This window comes from Granulicatella sp. 20925_1_45, assembly GCF_041433555.1.
Taxonomy (GTDB): Bacteria; Bacillota; Bacilli; order Lactobacillales; family Aerococcaceae; genus Granulicatella.
Genome location: NZ_JAPWBR010000001.1, coordinates 106,991 through 125,141 on the forward strand (window position 1 = coordinate 106,991; position 18,151 = coordinate 125,141).

The following is an 18,151-nucleotide window of genomic DNA, read 5'->3' on the forward strand; positions in this document are numbered from 1 at the left end:
ATTATTTTTGGCCGGCAACTCGTATAGCGTATGCATCGAGTAAGATTCTGCTGATGACTTGTAGTGGCAAACGCGAGCGTACTTCATAGTCTGGGAAATACGAACTCTCAGATTTATAGCCAACAAACGTGATATCACTGAGTCTTGCTAGAGGACTCGCTCCATTTGCGGTCAGTAAAATAACCGGCACTTCATTTTGTTGGCAAACACGCGCTGCTTCCACCAATTCTTCGGTATGCCCATTTAACGAGATAATAATCGCCACATCTTGGGCATTTAAACGGTGGCTGATGGTTCGGATAATATTTGGATCCACATACTGTTCGCAAGTACGTTCCAAAAGGTGCAATTTAATTTCCATTTCGCTGGCAATCATTTCGCTGAGTCCTCGAGAAAATAGAAATACTCGTTGTGCCCCAAAAATCGCTTGAACAGCATCCTCAATCGTTTTACTGTCCAGCTGTTCAATCGTCCGACGCACTTCCTGCTCGTTTTTCACAACAACTGCTTGAATTTTTTTGTCAACAGCTTCCAAACTGTTGAAGGTGGATAACTCTTCATTTGTAAAACGGTATTGTTTTTTTAAATCATGTTTAAAACTCGTAAAACCGTCATATCCTAGTTTCTTCATGGTTCGCACAATAGACGCAGTAGAAACATTTGCATCCTGACTCAACTTCACGATGGAAATAGAAGGGATCTCTTCTAGATGTTCCTCGATATAAGCGAGTAGATATTTTTCCGTATTCGTTAAACCTTGCGTGTTGAACATGCGAACTCCTCCATTTTGTAAAGATTTACAAATGTTAACCTCATTTTAGAAAACATTTACAACCTGACGTATGTAATAATAAGTATAGCAAAAAAAGCTTGGAGGTGAAATGATGATTTATACGTGCACGATGAATTTAGCCATCGATTTGTTCATTAAAACTGCGCAAATGCTACCGTCTGAAGTGAACCGAACCGACGAGGCTGTTTACATGCCAAATGGAAAAGGCGTAAACGTCAGCTTCATCTTAAAGGAACTCGGAATTGATAGCACCGCCACTGGTTTTAAAGCAGGTTTTACTGGCCAATTTATCGAGGAAGAACTGCAAAAGGCAGGTATCCAAACACAATTCGTCACGGTGGACGGAATTACTCGCATCAATGTGTTCACGCAAGTTGTGGCCACAAACGAAGAATTCAAACTCGTCAACCAAGGCCCAAGTGTAACACCCAAACAAGAAGCGTCCCTTCTTGCTATTGTGGAAAACATGAACGCAGACGATATTTTGTTTGTTTCTGGAAGTCATCCTGAAGGTATCACACGTGCCACTTACGAGAACATCGCAAAAGCGTCGCAGCAACGTGGCTTTAAGTTTATTCTCGACACTTCCGCTAGTTTTGTACCTGAATTATTAGGCTATAAACCATATCTCATCAAACCAAATGATGAAGAATTAGCTGAATGGTTTGGCTTGAAAGACATTAGTCTGGAGGAAATTAAAGACTGTGGTCGTAAACTCCTCGAGCAAGGTGCTCAAAACGTTATCGTTTCTTTAGGAGACAAGGGAGCCATTCTCTTCACACCAACTGAAACGATTCATGTCACAGCACCAAACGGCGAAGTTGTCAATACTGCCTGTGCAGGAGATACACTTCTTGCAACCTTCGTAGGAAGCCAGTTGCAAGGTTTATCCGATGAAGAAGCACTGATCAAAGCCGTCGCAGCGGGAAGCTCAACCGCGTTTAGACCTGGTTTGACAGACTTCAAGGACGTTCCTACATTAATGCAACAAATCAAACGAGTATCCTAACTCGGGAAAATAAAGGAGGAAATACAATGACAAAATATGATATTATCGCTGCCACTGGGTGTCCGACAGGAATTGCGCACACTTATATGGCACAAGAAGCGCTCGAGCAAGCCGCTAAAAAAGCAGGAGTAACAATTAAAGTCGAAACACACGGACAAATCGGTGTCGAAAACGAATTGACTCCAGAAGAAATCGCAAATGCAAAAGCAGTCATCATCGCTGCTGACAAGGACGTTCAACCACAACGTTTCGTAAACAAAAAGATTATCGACGTTTCAGTTGGACAAGGAATTAAAAATGCCGACGAATTAGTCGCACAAGCTCTTCGCGGAGAAGGTGTTGTGAAATACCACTCTGACGATGCAGCTGTTGAAGCTTCAGAAGCTCCACAATCTTCTAACGTTGGTAAGAGCTCTATTGGTCGTGAAATTTACAAGCACTTGATGAACGGTGTATCTCACATGCTTCCATTCGTTGTTGGTGGTGGGGTTCTAATCGCGATTTCATTTGCCGTATTCGGAATTTACTCATTCGATCCAAATCACGAAACATACAATGCCTTTTCTGCTCAATTAAAAGAAATTGGTGGATTAGCAATGGGCTTGATGACTCCGGTTCTTGCAGCCTACATTGCACAAAGCATTGGGAACCGTCCTGCTTTAGTGAGCGGTTTTGTCGCAGGTTTAATGGCAAGTAACGGGGGCGCCGGATTCCTTGGCGGTATCGTCGGTGGTTTCTTCGCAGGTTACTTAGTGGTTCTTTTAGAAAAATTATTCAAAGGACTACCAAAAACATTAGATGGTCTTAAAGCTATTTTCTTATATCCTTTATTAGGCGTATTCATTACTGGTTTATTTATGAGTGTCATTGTTAGTCCAATGGCTGGTATCAACCAATCATTAATGGACTTCTTAAAAGGATTCCAAGATTCAAACCCAGTTCTTTTAGGTCTTGTAATCGGATGTATGTGTGCCTTTGATATGGGTGGCCCAGTAAACAAAGCCGCATACGTTACAGGTACAGTTCTTCTTGGTGAAGGAAATACAGCATTCATGGCTGGGGTTTCTGCAGCATGTATCGCTCCTCCACTTATCACAACTGTTGCCGTATTATTATTCAAAAACCGTTTCGATACAAACGAACGTAATGCTGGTTTAGTTAACTTCATCTTAGGCTCAACTCACATTACTGAAGGGGCTATTCCTTTCGTTGCCAAAGATCCACTTCGCGCAATGCCTTCAATGATGTTAGGTTCTTCAATCGCTGCAATCTTAACTTACTTATTCGGCGTACAAGTACCTGCTCCTCACGGTGGATTCTTAGTATTACCAGTTGTAACACATCCATTCTTATGGGTATTAGCCATTGCAATTGGTTCTGTTGTCGGCGGTCTTGTTCTTGGAGCAACTCGTAAACCACTTTCTGAATAATCGAATTTTAGAAAGAACTTAGGAGGTTGAAAATGTTAATTAGTAAAGAATCTATTTTCTTAAATGAAAATCTTACTTCTCAAGAAGAAGTATTTCACTTCATCGCTCAAAAAGCCGTAGCACTAGGTGTTTCAGCAGACGAAAACGCCGTGTACAACGGACTTGTAGAGCGTGAACAACAAGGAACAACAGGAATGATGGACGGATTTGCAATTCCACATGCGAAATCAAGCGCCATCACGAGTCCAAAAATCGTCATTGTTCGCCTTAATGATGGAATTGACTGGAACAGCATGGATGGAAAACCAACTTCATTCATCTTCAGCTTATTAATTCCAGATGGCGAAGCAGGAACGACTCACCTTAAATTATTAGCAACCGTAGCTCGAATGCTCATGAAAGCTGATGTCAAAGAAGCTTTATTAGGTGCTACAACTGCTGAACAGCTTGAAGAAGTATTAAATAGTCATTTAGCAGGCTAACCCACTCTCCAGGAGAGAAAGCACAAAACAGCTCTCTCCTGGTATTTTTATTTCATTCCCCGAAATTCAGTTGAAACTCCGCATAATCCCTCTATTTTTCGCCAAACGCTATTGACGAATGCACTAAAAAATCTTACAATGGTATTAACTGGTAGTGACCAGTTGTAGAAGAGTTTTTTACGAAAGGAGGAACCGATATGGTAGCCAAACCTTCTCCACTCTACTCAACACTGAGTTTAGCGTTGATCGACTTCATTAAGACCAAGGGAAAAGCACACGAAAAAATGCTTTCGGAGCGCGAAATTACAAAGGTCTATAATGTCAGTCGCACCACCGTTCGAACAGCGTTGAAGGAATTGGAGACGCTTGGATATATTTATAAGCGTCATGGAAAAGGCACGTTCATTTCAACGCAATGGAAAGAACGCCAAAACTTGCTGGAAGGCTACAGTTTCACGGAACAGATGAAGGAACTCGGCAAAGTCCCTTCCACGAAAATTACTTCGCTGGATTGTTACGAAGCCGATGAATTTATCGCTCCACTCGTTGGAATCGAAGCTGGCGACAAGCTCTTTCGTCTGAAACGCATTCGGTATGCAGATAGCATTCCACTCATGAAAGAAACAACTTTCTTACCATACGACGTCTTCAAAACCTTAACGAAGACCCAGTTAGAAGGCCAATCTTTATATGAAGTGTTTGCGAATGATTTTAATCAGCAAATCCACTACGCCGACGAAGAATTCTCAGCGAGCATTCTCACGCCGGAAGAAGCGGAAGTCTTGGATGTGGATCCGCACAGCGCTTGTTTACGGTTTATGCGAACCACATTAAATCCTGAAAATCGCATCATCGAATATACGATCAGTGTTGCCAGAAGCGACCAATTCTTCTACAAAGTAAGACACTATCGCACAAACAACTAAAAAAATATTTGGAGGGTATTATGTTTCAATTTTCAACAAGTCAATTAGAAGCGTTATCTGCAGAAATTACAACGCGCGAAATTCGCCAACAACCAGAATTGTGGAAAGAAGCTTTTGATTACTACAAAGCAAACTTAGAACGCATTACTGCTTTCTTAAACAACTTACCTGAAGGTCGCCTTCGCGTGATTTTCGCAGGTGCGGGTACATCACAATATGTGGGAGATACAATTCTTCCTTACTTAAAACGTACAGGAAATGAAGACCGTTTTGATTTCCAATCTGTCGGAACAACAAACCTTGTAAGCAATCCACATGACTACTTCAAAGCAGAAATTCCTACAGTGCTTGTTTCATTTGCACGTAGCGGTAACTCACCAGAAAGTCTTGCCAGTGTGCAACTTGGCCAACAAATCGTGCGCGACTTCTATCAAATCACGATTACTTGTGCGCCAGAAGGAAAATTAGCCGTTGCTGCCAAAGACGACACAAACAACTTACTCTTAATGATGCCAGACCGCTCTAACGACGCTGGTTTTGCGATGACAGGAAGCTTCACATGTATGACTCTTACAGCCCTTCTTGTTTTCGACGAAGCACACTCACTTGAAGAAAAAGAAGGTTTCGTGAAAGCCATCCGTCAAATGGGTACAAGCGTTCTAGAACGTGAAGACGTGATTCAACATTACGTGAACTTAGACTACAACCGCGTGATTTACTTAGGTTCTGGTTCTCTCAGCGGCCTTGCTCGCGAAGTTCAATTGAAGATTCTTGAATTGACTGCTGGACAAATCGCAACAGCCTTCGATTCTTCAATGGGATTCCGTCACGGTCCTAAATCATTTGTAAACGCCTCTTCTCTAGCCTTCGTATTCGTATCAAACGACGACTATACTCGTCAATACGACATCGACATCTTAAACGAATTACATGGTGACCAAATCGCACGCCTCGTTCTTGCGGTTGGAGTGGACGCAGAAAGTGACTTTGAAGGTCTATCATTCAACTTCGATAAAGAATATCGTTTCGTTCCAGATGCTTACCTTGCACTTCCATATGCAGTATTTGGACAAACAGTTTCTCTTCTTTCTTCTATCAAAGTTGGAAATAAACCAGACACTCCTTCACCAACAGGCACTGTAAACCGTGTCGTTAAAGGAGTAACGATTCACCCATTAGAAGCATAAATAACTTTATTGAAAAGAGATGATCCTATGACAACTTATATTTATGCCAAAGCATTTTATTTTGAAGACGAAGTGAAAGGCCCAGGGTACCTACCAATCTTAGATAATGGAACTTTCGGAGCCTTCCAAACCGAAAAACCAGAAAGCGGCGCTAGCGTCATTGACTACGGCAACTATCAAATTGCCCCAGGTCTTGTAGATACACATATCCACGGATTCAAAGGCGCTGACGTAATGGATAACGACGTAGAAGCACTTCGCACCATTTCAGAAGGACTTCCTTCATGCGGGGTTACTTCATACTTACCAACAACTTTAACCGCATCTCGCGAATTATTAGCGGATGTCTGCCAAACAATTGGCGATAACGCCACAACACTTGGCGGCGCTAAAATCAGAGGGATTTTCCTAGAAGGTCCATTCTTCTGTGAAAAATACAAAGGCGCGCAAAACCCTAAATACATGGGCGACCCTAAATCTGAAATTTTGGATGAATGGCAAGAACGCGCTGGCGGTTGGGTGAAGAAAATCGCGATTGCGCCTGAACGTAAAGGTGCCGTTGATTTCATCAAACACGCGAAAACAAAAGACATCTATGTTGCTCTTGCACATACAGATGGTACTTACGAAGATTGTAAAAACGCCGTTGAAGCCGGTGCAAACATCTTCGTTCACACATACAATGGAATGCGCGGCTTACACCACCGCGAACCAGGTGTTGTCGGTGCGGCACTCACATTGCCAAACGTATTCGACGAACTCATCTGCGACGGCCACCACGTTAACCCAGTGAGTGCAAGTATCGTGATGAAATGTTGCGGTCACGACCATGTAGCCCTTATTACAGACTGCATGCGTGCGGGCGGTATGGGCGAATGCGAATCGATGCTTGGAGAATTCCCTGTTATCGTGAAAGACGGTACGGCTCGCTTGAAAGACGGCGGTAGCCTTGCTGGAAGTATCTTAGAACTCATCCAAGGGGTTCAAAACGTTGTGAAATGGGGCATTGCGACTCCACACGAAGCAATTACAATGGCTAGCCTTGTCCCTGCAAAATCAGTCGGTATCGACGACGTTTGCGGACGCATCGACCCAGGGTATGCAGCGGACTTCATCGTATTAGACGATGAGTTACAACTCAAAGCGACTTACTTAGACGGTAAGCCATATTTCGAAGCTTAATAAAACAAAAACAACTTAAGGAGTGTTATTATGTCAAAATTAGTATTAACAAAAGGAAAATATGATCACTTAGTAAAACTTTCAAACAACAACCATGTCATCGGTGCTTTAGCGATTGACCAACGTGGTTCATTGAAAAAAATGATTGCTGCAGGAAACCCAAATGTAAAAGGTGACGAAGGCATCATCCGCTTCAAAGAATTAATTTCTGAAGAATTAACAAAATTCTCTTCTTCAATTCTTTTGGACCCAGAATATGGTCTTCCAGCTGCAAAATTACGCCACGAAGACTGCGGACTTTTAATCTCTTACGAAAAAACTGGTTACGATGCAACTGAAATCGGCCGCTTACCAGACTTACTTCCAATCTGGTCTGCAAAACGTATTAAAGAGTTAGGCGCTGACGCTGTGAAAGTTCTTTTATACTATGATATTGACGAAGATCCAGCCATCAACGACATCAAACATGCATGGGTGGAACGTGTTGGTAGCGAATGTGTGGCAGAAGATATTCCATTCTTCTTAGAAATTGTTTCTTACGAAGCAAGTGACGACGATGTGAAATCAGCGGCATACGCTAAAGTAAAACCTCATAAAGTAAACGACGCAATGAAAGTCTTCTCTGACCCACGTTACAACGTTGACGTATTAAAAGTGGAAGTTCCAGTAAACATGAACTTCGTAGAAGGCTTCACTAAAGAAGGCGTTGAACCTGTTTATACTCGCGAAGAAGCGTTACGTTTATTCAAAGAACAATCTGAAATCACTCACTTACCATTCATCTTCTTAAGTGCTGGTGTTTCTGCTGAATTATTCCAAGAAACACTACGCTTTGCGAAAGAAGCTGGTTCTACTTTCAATGGTGTGTTATGTGGTCGTGCAACATGGAAAGATTCTGTAGCTGTGTTTGCGTCTGAAGGGGAAGAAGCTGGTCGTGCGTGGTTGGCAAATCAAGGACGTAAGAACATCGAGGACCTTAATGTTGTTCTAGATGAAACTGCAACTCCATGGTTAGATCGTGCAGAAGTAAAATAAACAAACCAATGAATAAATAAGAGCGTTGCTCTTAAACACCTAGGATTTTCTCATACGAGTAGTAATGGCTGTACCGGTCTGAGCCAAGGTCTCAGACCTCTCGAGCCTCAAACAGACTCTAGGAAATTTCATTTCCTGAGTCTGTAATTCGCATCGAGTACACTCGCGACTACTACTCGTATAGAATCCTAGGTGTTTTTTTCGCAACGCTCTACTTTTTTACTTCTTCTAACCATGGATTGCGGAGAAGGATGAAAGATAAGAAAAAGGCCGGGCGAAAAAAATCGCTCGGCCTTTTTGGGGTTGATTATTTTTTGATGCTGTATTTTGTGCCTTCGAGGGATGCTTGTAATGCGTCGACGCTTGCGTCTCCTTCGACTGTGGCTACTTTTGTTTCTAGGCTCACTTCAACGTTTGTTACGCCTGGGACGTTTGAGAAGCGTTCTTTTACTGTGTTAGCACATCCTGCGCATTTGATTCCTTCTAAATTGTATTCTTTTTTCATAAAAAATCTCTCCTTTATCGTTATGCTTTCCAGCGTTTTAATCTTAGGGCGTTGAGGACAACGGATACGGAACTGAAGCTCATTGCGGCTCCGGCAATCATTGGGTTGAGGAGTGGTCCGCCAAAGAGGTGAAGAACTCCCATCGCAAATGGAATTCCGATAACGTTGTAGGCAAATGCCCAAAATAGATTTTCTTTAATATTACGGATGGTTGCGCGGCTAAGTTTTAACATCGCTGGCACATCCATCAAGTCGCTCTTCATTAAGACGGCGTCTGCAGATTCGATGGCTACGTCTGTTCCGGTACCGATTGCGATACCAACTTGTGCTTGTGCAAGAGCTGGGGCATCATTGATACCATCCCCCACCATCGCCACAATATAGCCTTCTTCTTGTAATTTTGAGACATAATTCGCCTTATCTTGCGGTAAAACTTCACTAAATACGCGGTCAATCCCCACTTCAGCAGCAATCGCTTGTGCAGTACGTTCGTGGTCCCCTGTCATCATGGCTACTTGAATGCCCATTTCATGTAGGGTTTGGATGGCACGCGCGCTGCTTTCTTTTACAGTATCCGCTACAACAATCAAGCCTTGTACGGCATCGTTATAGCCGATATAGAGCGGTGTTTTTCCTTGTTCGGCAAAATGATTGGCTTTGTCGTTCATCTCAACATTGGCAAGACCATTTTCTCGCATCCATTTTTCATTACCAAGGAAGACGAGTGTTTCACCAACGTGGCCTTTAATCCCAAAACCAGGAATGGCTTCGAAGTTCGTCACTTCATCAAATGCAGCCCCTTGTTCTTTGGCTTTGGCAACAATCGCTTCACCAAGAGGGTGTTCTGACGCCACTTCAAGGCTAGCAGCTAGGCGAATGAGGGCATCTGCATCGGTAGAATCGGCAGTGACCACATCTGTGACAACAGGAGTTCCGTTTGTGATGGTTCCTGTTTTGTCGAAAACAACCATATTCACGTGGTTAGCTTCTTCCAACGCTTCCCCGCTCTTAAGAAGGATTCCATTTTCGGCCCCTTTACCAGTCCCAACCATGATAGCAGTTGGTGTCGCAAGTCCTAATGCACATGGGCAGGCGATGACGAGGACTGAGATAGTAATCGTGAGGGCAAATACCCATGATTCTTGTCCAAGGAAATACCAAGCAAGTCCAGAAACAAGAGCTAATCCAATGACGATTGGAACGAATACTCCAGAAACCTTGTCGGCCAGTTTTGCAATCGGCGCTTTAGATCCTTGTGCTTGTTCGACTAACTGAATGATTTGAGAAAGGGCTGTGTCTTTCCCGATTTTTGTTGCTTTTAGAATGAAAGAACCTGTCTTGTTTAAACTTGCCCCAATCACTTCATCGCCAACTGCTTTCGATACTGGAATACTTTCCCCTGTTAACATCGATTCGTCAACGGTTGAGTTTCCTTCTGTCACGACGCCATCGACTGGAACTTTTTCACCCGGTTTGACACGAATGAGGTCGCCCACTTGCACTTCTTCTACAGGAACTGCTACTTCTTGTCCGTCGCGTAAAACCGTCGCCATTTTAGGAGCAAGGCCTACGAGCGTTTGAATCGCCATGGATGTTTTCCCTTTTGACACGTCTTCGAAGTATTTTCCAAGTGTGATTAAGGTTAAAATAACGCCGGCTGATTCGTAGTAAAGGTTCATCGCAAAATGCGCATGGCCTTCTAATACGTGGTACGTTCCGTAAAGGCTATAAAGGAACGCAGCGCTTGTTCCAAGTGCGACTAAGCTGTCCATGTTCGGATGTCCTTTAGACAAGGCCTTAAATCCATCCACGAAGAAACGACGTCCGAGCCAGATAATTGGGAGAGAGAGCGCCAATTGAATCAACGCGTAGCTAACTGGACTTTGCATTGGGCTTAGAAAGGCTGGCATTGGAATTCCAACCATATCCGCCATTGCGATAAAGAGAAGTGGCACGGTGAAAATCGCTGAAATGGTTAGGTTTCGCTTCATTTCTCTTAAGTGCGCTTCTTTCTTTTCGTTCTTTTCTTCGAGTTCTTCTTCCACTGATTTGCCACGAGGGCGAGCGCCGTATCCCACACCATCGACCACTTTGGCGATGTCTTCAGGGGTCACGCTATCGTTTGCTTCAACAGTCATGATCTCGGTTGCCAAGTTGACGCTAGCTTTAGCAACGCCTGGAATTTTGCTGACGGCATTCTCGATCGTCATGGCACATGAAGCACAACTCATTCCTTCAATAATGTACTCTTTTTGTTTGCTCATTACTTTCACCGCTTTCGTTTACATTTGTAATTTACATTGTTAGTTTACACCAGTAATCTACAAATGTCAACAAGAAAGTTTGAAAAAATTTTTTTGAATAAAAAAACTCAAGCCAACAGCGATTCTGCCAGCTTGAGTTTGGGTGTAATCTATTTATTTTGCTGAAGATAAAATTTCTTCTATCGTAGTTTCTCTCTCTTCGATTAAATCGTAAAAGCCAACATGAACACCCTCTTCATATAGCCAACATAAATCTGTCCCATACGGTGCTTCGAAAATCTCAAACATTACTGGAGCAATCTCATAAATGGAATCGGCTCCTAGAATTTTGAAATTGGCTGCATCTGAAAGATACTCTTCATCATCTTCAATGGATAGTAGATTCCATCCGTTCAATGGTGGGGTTATAGATTGATCACGAAAAGTATATCGAATCGGCTTGCCCTCAAGAATATTATTCGAAACAATAAAACCACCAAAATCACTATTATTAATCATTGTACGCCTCCATTCAATTAGGAATTAACAACATTGATGCAAAAACCAAGTTGAAGATTCCATATACTTCTTCAATAAAATCTATCCTAGTTTCCTTACCTCAGACTATTCTCTTTTTTTCTAAGGAAGAAGTTATTTGCTACTCTGTGGCATCATCCCAGAGGGGGGGATGGATATTGAGGAGCCCAACCATTGGAAATATAGTACTTGTTTCTTGAAACAGTATGTTCTAATAACTCCATAAATTTTTCTTTTGCTTCTTTAAAATTAGTATACTCAAAAATCTTTCCTTTCTCAGCTCGATCCCTTGTTAGATATACCTCATATTTTTCAGTTTCATTATTGAACTCAATTCGCGTTTCCCATTCTGAGAGACCATGCTCATTAAAAACTGAGTATCGTAAACTTTCATAACCTAATTCTTTAATTTCTTTCAGAATATTTTCTCTAAGTAATTCCATCTTTTTCATCTCTTCACCTTATTGAGACTAAACTTGCTGGCTGCTGAGGAGGATGCATACCCTCCTATCAGGTTCCCTAAAAAGTTTGCAATTTGAGCATCCTCTTCGCTTCCACCTACAAGCTTGGTCCCATGATAGGCAACCTGACCCGTTGTATAGAGATTCATTACTCTTAGAATACAACATAATTATACAAAGTCTAATTGAATAGTTTGATTGCTCTCCATTTTTTTAGCTGTATTAATAATATTTTCTATTTCTCTTTGAGTTATCGGAAGATTCTCATGAGGTGGCTCCCATTGTGTCATACTATCTTTATAAACAACAAATTTTTTATTGATCAGCAATTCTCCTTGTGCTTTTAAGAGGAAACCATTCTCTAAATCAAAAGTAATTGTTGATCTTGTTCCTGTAATTTTCATTTCTACCTCTCGAATATAATTTTTTCTACTTATTCATCTTCAATCCTCTATCATCAGTGGAAAAGTATCTTCCCCTCTGTGCATTCTATCTTCTATTTCTTTCCACTCTAAAACCAATTTATAAAGCTCATTTGTAGGAATAAGACATGGATTGCCTAATATTTCTTCCTCAAATTGAAAGTAAACTTCTGTTATTTCTTTTCCAATTTCAAGCCCTAACAAATTACCATCAAAAGCATATTCTTCCATATTCCCAGAAATTACACTCTCCAAAGCTTCTCGAACATACAGATAAAAATCCGTGACTTCTGTAATCATAAAGGTTGTTATAATTTCATAATCTTCTCTATCATACAACACCGTAAGTGCATTTCTGTCTTTATTGATTTTTTCTTTGAGTTTAATCTGAGACTGTTTCTATGAAAAGAAGCCCGTCTTCATTTTTAATAACAATCGAATAATAATAACCACGATTACTATTACTTCCGACTAGAGAAACACTCAGCGAATCCGAGTCCCCTAACCCTAAAAAAGAATTGATGATTTCATTTGTTACTTTATAGCGTAGTTCAAAATCACCATTCATCATACTATAGGACTTTTCTTGTAAGTCTAGCTTTGATAATACATCCCGATTTAAGGTCAATTTCTCAAATAAGAAACCTTGGTACGGCCAATATGCTTCATCACTCTCATTTGCAAATTGATACTTCCCATCTTGATACTGAAAGTTTGTTTCAAAGATTTTTTCTCTACTTTTGTTTTCAATCTTTGAGATAGTGCTAATAATAGGCTCACCTTTATTTGTAGCTACTAATTCAACATGTATGATATAAGCTTCATCTTTAAAAGATTGTTTTATCTTAAATCCATCAGGAAATTGCTCAAACAAATCCTCTAATCTTTCTGTTGGATACACGCGGCTCATTTCTGTTCCGATACGCTTTTCTAAATACGCACGATTATTTCTTGGATTGCATCCAAATGATAGAAAGAAAATTCCACCCAGTATACATGCGTATATTAATTTCTTAAAATTCATCCTTAATCCTCACTTTATGAGCTCTTAACTATTGTTAGCTAAATTATATCATTTGCAGTTCATTCATTCGATAGTTTTCCTAACAAAAACAGCTCAAAAGCGTTCTAACTTCTGAGCTGCCCTGTATTTTTTCTAACTGAAGCTGATTAGCCTCTTAATTTGCCGTTTTGGCCAAGGTTTTCTGCTTTAATTTCTTGGATAATGATATGAATGTGTTCTGTTGGCGCGCCAGTGTGTTTAGAGACCACTTCTGTCACTTCTTTGACAAGGGCTTCTTTTTGTTCACGGCTTCTTCCTTCGATCATTTCAACATGAATAAATGGCATGGTTGTGCCTCCTTTCGTTTTGAACTAGCTTATATAGTTGCACTTTGATTCTATTCTACTCCTAAATGGGTGGGAATACTAGGCGTGGTGCTGGAAAGGCCTCACACCCTGTGTAGTCGGGTTCGAATCACACCCTGTGTAGTTGAATTCGGGCTCACAGGACTGCAAAACTTCGCACTGTGAAGTTTTGCTTCCCGAAATATCCGCACGACTTGTGCCAAGTCCCTTGCGTTACTCCGGTCCAGTGTTTCAGTCCTGAGCGTTCGCCCTCACACCCTGTGTAGTCGGGTTCGGCTTCGCAGAAATGGCGTGCGTTTCCCCAAACGTACGCACGACTCGTTCCGAGTCCTTTGCGTCGTTCGGGTCCAACGTTCCATTTCTGAGCGCGAAGCCTTACACCCTATATTTCTCTATTAAAGTTTTCATGGTTTTGTTTGAAAAGAGCACGGTTAGGACGGCGGTATTCAATGGGAGTGTGATCATATTTTTCAGGATTCGCAGTGGCATGAAGGCGGCGAAGGCTTTTTGCGTCATCATATACACCCAGATTGAATTCAGTCCGAGGTTACAAACGATGGTGACGAGCAATACTGTCATGAAGATTTGTTCCCATCTGAGTGGTCTCTTATATAAGAAGTATCCGTAGATAAGTCCTCCGACAAGGGCTGTGAAGGTGTATCCGATGAAGAATTGTCCACTCTCTCCGCGGAAGAAGTTCCCGAGGATATCGACTAGGATTCCCACAAGTGCTGCACGCCACGGTCCCAGCATCACCCCTGCGATGGCTGCTCCGATAAACCCGAAGCCGATTTGTACGTAGAGGCCGAATTTAATTGTCGGCAACATTTCCATCACAAGACGAATGGCTACGACCATCGCCATCACTGTAATATCCAGTGTTCTTTTTCGATTGTATTTCTTTGTATTTTCCATATTAGCATCTCCTTTAATTGTAAAGAGTTGCTCCATTTAACTACTTCTATTTCTAGTGTTGTGTAAATGCAGCGAATGCGACTAAATTACCGCAATGTTTCCATTTTCGTCCCAGTGGCAACATTCCATCCGCCGGGCACTTAACGCAATAAAGTCTACTCTGATTATAGGTTCTAGAAAATTTAGTTCCTACTTTCCATGAATCTCCTTTCTTACTCTTGGTTAGAATACCTGTCCTTTCTGGTTGCGTCAAGCAAACATGATTCTTCTTCTTTTAAACCGTTCAAACCTGAATGAAAACCTGCTTCCAATAATTTTCATAACTGTTATTAAATATTTCACTTAAAATTTATATAACGTTTAAGATTGATACCGTTTTCCCTAACGTGTATAATATTCTTAACTCTCTTTAGAAATAGAAAGGTTAGACAATGAGCAATGAACGTTATTTAATGATGGAATCCGATATTAAGAGCTTATCGTTTCAATTGGAATCTATCACAAAATCTAAATATGACAGCGACTGGCATAGTACGCTCCATACGCACCCTTTTACGGAATTATTTTACGTTGTAGACGGAAAAGGCGAGTTTAATATTCAAGGTCAACGTTTTCCTGTAAAACCAAACGACTTTGTCATTATCAATCCGCAAGTAGAACATACAGAATTATCTTCTCCAGATGAACCGCTGGAATATATTGTGTTAGGCATTAATGGGCTCTCTTTCTCAAACTTAACGCCTGTCTCGGAAGGTGGACATCCATTTTCATTCTTCAACTTGCGAGATGAGCAAAAAGACATCTTGCGTTATTTGAATGCGATGGTACAAGAGGCCACTTCCCAATCGATGAGCTATGAATTAGTATGCCACAACTTATTAGAAATCTTATTAATCAAAATCTTACGTCACCAACACTTCGACCTTGAAGTCGGCAAACAAAGCAAGGCGACAAAGGATATTTCGTTTATCAAGCACTACTTAGAAACGTACTATCACGAAAGTATCCAGCTAGAAGACCTCGCTTCGATGACGCACTTGAGTCGTTTCTATATTTCACACAGCTTCAAGAAAGAAATCGGCATGTCTCCGATGGAATATTTAATTGCCATCCGTATTAAGGAAAGTAAAATTTTACTACGAACAACGAATTACTCGATTTCACAGGTGGCGGATATTGTTGGGTTTACCACTCCAACGTATTTCTCAAAACAATTCCGTAAGAGCACGGGAATTTCGCCAACGGATTATCGGGAACAATTTCAAGGAGTACAGCAATGATTCGACAACCTAAGCGCGATGAGCGACGACAAATCATCCCTCTGATTGAACTGATTATGCAAGATATGGAACTGCCGATTCTGGAACATACGAGCCCAGAAATGCTCTACGCGATGCTAGAAGAAGCCATGCTCGACGATCAGTTTCGCTACGGGCTAAAGAACACGCTCGTCTATATTCATGACGGAAAAGTTGCCGGGGCCATCTTTGGCTACCACGGACACTTAGAAGACGCGATTGACGACCCGTTCCACCGATTGTACGAGGATTACAATACCCCGCATCAACTCCCGCTCTACGAGGATAAGGAGACGATGCCTGGCGAATGGTACATCGATATTTTAGCGGTCTATCCCAAATATCGTCGCATTGGAATCGGCCGTAAATTATTGGTCGAAGTAGAAAACTTAGCGCGCCAACAAGGGGCCACAAAAATCGCCCTCAACTGCGAGAAGGAGAATACGAAGGCCTATAAATTATACGAAAAACTAGGCTACACGCCTGAGAGCGAACGCATCTTAAGTGGTCATCCGTATTACCATATGACAAAAGCCTTATAAAAAATCCCTCTTTGGACAAAATCGTTCAAAGAGAGAATTGTTAAAATGTAACTTATATATTACATTTTGCTTTTTTACAAAACGAAAAAGAGACTCGAAATTTTTCGAGTCTCTTATTTTTGCTTCTATGATTATTTTACAGAGGCTTGACGGAGGTTAATTGTACGTCCGAATGGAAGTACTTCGAATCCTTCTACGTTTTCAGCAAGTAAGTAGCTTTGGCTTGCTTGGTAGATTGGAGCGATAGCCACATCATCCATCACGATTTTTTCAGCCGCAATCATTTGTTTGTAACGTTCTGCTGGCTTCGTTGCGTAAGTTGTTTTCACTTCAGCAACAGCTTTATCGTAGGCTTCGCTAGAGTAGTTCGCGAAGTTAATTCCGCCACCTGTTACGTATTGTTCTAAGAAGTTTACTGGGTCTTGATAGTCAGGTGCCCATGTTCCGAAGAAGAAGTCGAAATCATCTGCACGTTGTAATTCAAGACGGTTTTTCAATGGCACTGATTTAATGTTCAATGTCACGCCTGGTAAGTTCTTTTGGATTTGCGCCTGTAAATATTCGCCGACCACTTTCGCACTACCTGCATCTGACGTTAATAATGTTACTTCAATCGTGTCCATGCCTAACTCTTGTTTCGCAAGAGCTAATTCTTTTTGCGCTTCTTCTACATTGTAGCTGAGTAAGTCGCCACGGTCTTCCACGTAATCTTTACCTGTTTCTGGGTTTTCAGCAAAACCTTTTGGAACAAGACCATTTGAAACGATTGAGCCGTCTTTTAATACGTTGTTTACAAGAGCCGCTTTATCGTATGCCATCGCAATCGCACGACGGAAGTGTTTGTTTCCTGTAATCTTACGTTCTACGTTGAAACTCATGTATCCCATTGTTGCTTTTGGAATCGCGTGGTACGTTGGTTGCGTTTTGTATTGATCAACGAATTGTTCGCTGATTGTTGTGTATTGTACTTGTTTTCCGTCAAATAATTGAACAGAAGTCGCTACTTCTTTCGATACGTTCACAGTGACGTTTTGTAATTGAACGTTTGCTGCATCCCAGTAGCCGTCATTCTTCACAAGTTTCCAAGAAAGTTCAGAACCTGTCCATCCTTCTAATTTGAACGGTCCGTTTGTCACGATTGAATCTGCTGAAGAACCGTATCCTTCGCCTTTTTCTTTCGCCACTTTTTCAGATTGTGGTAAGAAACGTGATCCTGTTAATAATTTTGGTAAATATGGAGCAGGATTTTCAAGCGTGATTTCTAATGTTTTATCATCAATCGCTTTAACTCCTAATTCTTCTGTAGATAATTCCCCTGAACGAATTTTCTTCGCGTTTTTGAACACATCTGCTGATTGCGCCACATGTCCTTCTTTAGGGTCTACTAATTTACGGTAAGTGAAAACGAAGTCGCCTGCTGTTACAGGAGTTCCGTCAGACCATTTTGCATCACGTAATTTGAACGTATATACAAGGCCGTCCGCGCTCACAGTTGGCTCTTCTGCTGCCATTCCTAATTCAACTTTATTGTCTTTAGCGACACGATATAATCCTTCGAAAATTTGCCCTAACATATCTGAGCTCGGAACATCATCGTAGTCCGCGCTATCTAATGTTGCTAATTCTCCAAATGTTGTAATCGTTAAACTTTGTTGATTACTTGATGTCGATGTTGAATTGCCACCACATGCAGCCAAACCTAACGAAATAAGTAGTGTCGTCATTAATAATTTGGTTGATTTTTTCATAACAATTCTCCTTTATTGGTTAATCCATCGCCTTTGCGATAACAACATGATAGCACGGATACCCTACC

Annotated in this window: 20 protein-coding genes and 1 riboswitch; of the genes, 9 read left to right on the forward strand and 11 right to left on the reverse strand. The window is 41.5% G+C overall.

The features are described from left to right. Window position 1 precedes the first annotated feature (1 nt). The gene (locus O3798_RS00600; protein WP_371446088.1) at window positions 2-772 is read right to left on the reverse strand and encodes a MurR/RpiR family transcriptional regulator; all 771 of its coding nucleotides are present in this window, start codon (window positions 770-772) and stop codon (window positions 2-4) included. 109 nt (window positions 773-881) lie between these two features. On the opposite strand from O3798_RS00600, the gene pfkB reads away from it, so the two are divergent. From pfkB to lacD, 7 genes are all read left to right on the forward strand, one after another. After that, window positions 882-1,802 (forward strand): 1-phosphofructokinase, encoded by a 921-nt coding sequence (pfkB, locus tag O3798_RS00605; RefSeq protein ID WP_371446087.1) that lies wholly within the window; start codon window positions 882-884, stop codon window positions 1,800-1,802. 26 nt (window positions 1,803-1,828) lie between these two features. Then, on the forward strand, window positions 1,829-3,232 hold the full coding sequence (locus O3798_RS00610) for a PTS fructose transporter subunit IIC (RefSeq protein ID WP_371446086.1): 1,404 nt from the start codon (window positions 1,829-1,831) through the stop codon (window positions 3,230-3,232). 32 nt (window positions 3,233-3,264) lie between these two features. After that, a complete protein-coding gene (locus tag O3798_RS00615; RefSeq protein ID WP_371446085.1) occupies window positions 3,265-3,714 on the forward strand; it encodes a PTS sugar transporter subunit IIA in 450 nt (149 codons plus the stop codon). A 197-nt stretch (window positions 3,715-3,911) separates the two neighbouring features. Continuing rightward, complete coding sequence (locus tag O3798_RS00620; protein WP_371446084.1) at window positions 3,912-4,640, forward strand: GntR family transcriptional regulator; 729 nt, start codon at window positions 3,912-3,914, stop codon at window positions 4,638-4,640. A gap of 20 nt (window positions 4,641-4,660) precedes the next feature. Beyond that, window positions 4,661-5,827: a tagatose-6-phosphate ketose isomerase gene (agaS, locus tag O3798_RS00625; RefSeq protein ID WP_371446082.1), complete on the forward strand. Its 1,167-nt coding sequence runs from the start codon at window positions 4,661-4,663 to the stop codon at window positions 5,825-5,827. Window positions 5,828-5,854: 27 nt separating this feature from the next. Then, window positions 5,855-7,009 carry an N-acetylglucosamine-6-phosphate deacetylase gene (gene nagA / locus O3798_RS00630; RefSeq protein ID WP_285252134.1) on the forward strand — a complete coding sequence of 385 codons (1,155 nt, stop codon included), beginning with the start codon at window positions 5,855-5,857 and terminating at the stop codon, window positions 7,007-7,009. A 30-nt stretch (window positions 7,010-7,039) separates the two neighbouring features. Further along, window positions 7,040-8,044, forward strand: coding sequence for a tagatose-bisphosphate aldolase (lacD, locus tag O3798_RS00635; RefSeq protein ID WP_371446080.1), 1,005 nt, complete (start codon window positions 7,040-7,042; stop codon window positions 8,042-8,044). A 307-nt stretch (window positions 8,045-8,351) separates the two neighbouring features. On the opposite strand, the gene O3798_RS00640 is transcribed toward lacD, so the two are convergent. From O3798_RS00640 to O3798_RS00680, 9 genes are all read right to left on the reverse strand, one after another. Then, complete coding sequence (locus O3798_RS00640; protein WP_371446079.1) at window positions 8,352-8,549, reverse strand: heavy-metal-associated domain-containing protein; 198 nt, start codon at window positions 8,547-8,549, stop codon at window positions 8,352-8,354. Window positions 8,550-8,569: 20 nt separating this feature from the next. Next, window positions 8,570-10,813 (reverse strand): heavy metal translocating P-type ATPase, encoded by a 2,244-nt coding sequence (locus tag O3798_RS00645; RefSeq protein WP_371446078.1) that lies wholly within the window; start codon window positions 10,811-10,813, stop codon window positions 8,570-8,572. Window positions 10,814-10,966: 153 nt separating this feature from the next. After that, on the reverse strand, window positions 10,967-11,311 hold the full coding sequence (locus O3798_RS00650; RefSeq protein ID WP_371446076.1) for a DUF2185 domain-containing protein: 345 nt from the start codon (window positions 11,309-11,311) through the stop codon (window positions 10,967-10,969). A 152-nt stretch (window positions 11,312-11,463) separates the two neighbouring features. Continuing rightward, a complete protein-coding gene (locus tag O3798_RS00655) occupies window positions 11,464-11,772 on the reverse strand; it encodes an Imm59 family immunity protein (protein ID WP_371446074.1) in 309 nt (102 codons plus the stop codon). Between the two features lie 188 nt (window positions 11,773-11,960). After that, window positions 11,961-12,194, reverse strand: coding sequence for an Imm74 family immunity protein (locus O3798_RS00660; RefSeq protein ID WP_003007814.1), 234 nt, complete (start codon window positions 12,192-12,194; stop codon window positions 11,961-11,963). A 39-nt stretch (window positions 12,195-12,233) separates the two neighbouring features. Next, complete coding sequence (locus O3798_RS00665; protein WP_371462510.1) at window positions 12,234-12,554, reverse strand: hypothetical protein; 321 nt, start codon at window positions 12,552-12,554, stop codon at window positions 12,234-12,236. Between the two features lie 40 nt (window positions 12,555-12,594). Further along, a complete protein-coding gene (locus O3798_RS00670) occupies window positions 12,595-13,236 on the reverse strand; it encodes a hypothetical protein (RefSeq protein WP_371446072.1) in 642 nt (213 codons plus the stop codon). 146 nt (window positions 13,237-13,382) lie between these two features. After that, a complete protein-coding gene (locus O3798_RS00675; protein WP_005606505.1) occupies window positions 13,383-13,562 on the reverse strand; it encodes a 2-hydroxymuconate tautomerase in 180 nt (59 codons plus the stop codon). 393 nt (window positions 13,563-13,955) lie between these two features. Continuing rightward, window positions 13,956-14,495: a folate family ECF transporter S component gene (locus O3798_RS00680; protein WP_371446070.1), complete on the reverse strand. Its 540-nt coding sequence runs from the start codon at window positions 14,493-14,495 to the stop codon at window positions 13,956-13,958. A gap of 67 nt (window positions 14,496-14,562) precedes the next feature. Continuing rightward, window positions 14,563-14,660: riboswitch (THF riboswitch) on the reverse strand. Window positions 14,661-14,926: 266 nt separating this feature from the next. On the opposite strand from O3798_RS00680, the gene O3798_RS00685 reads away from it, so the two are divergent. Both O3798_RS00685 and O3798_RS00690 read left to right on the forward strand, forming a co-directional pair. Beyond that, window positions 14,927-15,775 (forward strand): helix-turn-helix domain-containing protein, encoded by an 849-nt coding sequence (locus O3798_RS00685; RefSeq protein WP_371446068.1) that lies wholly within the window; start codon window positions 14,927-14,929, stop codon window positions 15,773-15,775. Beyond that, window positions 15,772-16,335, forward strand: a complete 564-nt coding sequence (locus tag O3798_RS00690) for a GNAT family N-acetyltransferase (RefSeq protein WP_371446066.1) — start codon at window positions 15,772-15,774, stop codon at window positions 16,333-16,335. Before O3798_RS00685 ends, O3798_RS00690 begins: the two co-directional genes overlap by 4 nt. 131 nt (window positions 16,336-16,466) lie before the next feature. Here O3798_RS00690 and O3798_RS00695 read toward each other — a convergent pair whose 3' ends face one another. Next, a complete protein-coding gene (locus O3798_RS00695; RefSeq protein ID WP_371446064.1) occupies window positions 16,467-18,083 on the reverse strand; it encodes a peptide ABC transporter substrate-binding protein in 1,617 nt (538 codons plus the stop codon). Window positions 18,084-18,151 lie beyond the last annotated feature (68 nt).

Bases quoted from the DNA above. Each gene is read 5' to 3' on its own strand.
- O3798_RS00600 (WP_371446088.1), bottom strand. From the start codon at position 772: ATGTTCAACACGCAAGGTTTAACGAATACGGAAAAATATCTACTCGCT.
- pfkB (WP_371446087.1), top strand. From the start codon at position 882: ATGATGATTTATACGTGCACGATGAATTTAGCCATCGATTTGTTCATT.
- O3798_RS00610 (WP_371446086.1), top strand. From the start codon at position 1,829: ATGACAAAATATGATATTATCGCTGCCACTGGGTGTCCGACAGGAATT.
- O3798_RS00615 (WP_371446085.1), top strand. From the start codon at position 3,265: ATGTTAATTAGTAAAGAATCTATTTTCTTAAATGAAAATCTTACTTCT.
- O3798_RS00620 (WP_371446084.1), top strand. From the start codon at position 3,912: ATGGTAGCCAAACCTTCTCCACTCTACTCAACACTGAGTTTAGCGTTG.
- agaS (WP_371446082.1), top strand. From the start codon at position 4,661: ATGTTTCAATTTTCAACAAGTCAATTAGAAGCGTTATCTGCAGAAATT.
- nagA (WP_285252134.1), top strand. From the start codon at position 5,855: ATGACAACTTATATTTATGCCAAAGCATTTTATTTTGAAGACGAAGTG.
- lacD (WP_371446080.1), top strand. From the start codon at position 7,040: ATGTCAAAATTAGTATTAACAAAAGGAAAATATGATCACTTAGTAAAA.
- O3798_RS00640 (WP_371446079.1), bottom strand. From the start codon at position 8,549: ATGAAAAAAGAATACAATTTAGAAGGAATCAAATGCGCAGGATGTGCT.
- O3798_RS00645 (WP_371446078.1), bottom strand. From the start codon at position 10,813: ATGAGCAAACAAAAAGAGTACATTATTGAAGGAATGAGTTGTGCTTCA.
- O3798_RS00650 (WP_371446076.1), bottom strand. From the start codon at position 11,311: ATGATTAATAATAGTGATTTTGGTGGTTTTATTGTTTCGAATAATATT.
- O3798_RS00655 (WP_371446074.1), bottom strand. From the start codon at position 11,772: ATGGAATTACTTAGAGAAAATATTCTGAAAGAAATTAAAGAATTAGGT.
- O3798_RS00660 (WP_003007814.1), bottom strand. From the start codon at position 12,194: ATGAAAATTACAGGAACAAGATCAACAATTACTTTTGATTTAGAGAAT.
- O3798_RS00670 (WP_371446072.1), bottom strand. From the start codon at position 13,236: ATGAATTTTAAGAAATTAATATACGCATGTATACTGGGTGGAATTTTC.
- O3798_RS00675 (WP_005606505.1), bottom strand. From the start codon at position 13,562: ATGCCATTTATTCATGTTGAAATGATCGAAGGAAGAAGCCGTGAACAA.
- O3798_RS00680 (WP_371446070.1), bottom strand. From the start codon at position 14,495: ATGGAAAATACAAAGAAATACAATCGAAAAAGAACACTGGATATTACA.
- O3798_RS00685 (WP_371446068.1), top strand. From the start codon at position 14,927: ATGAGCAATGAACGTTATTTAATGATGGAATCCGATATTAAGAGCTTA.
- O3798_RS00690 (WP_371446066.1), top strand. From the start codon at position 15,772: ATGATTCGACAACCTAAGCGCGATGAGCGACGACAAATCATCCCTCTG.
- O3798_RS00695 (WP_371446064.1), bottom strand. From the start codon at position 18,083: ATGAAAAAATCAACCAAATTATTAATGACGACACTACTTATTTCGTTA.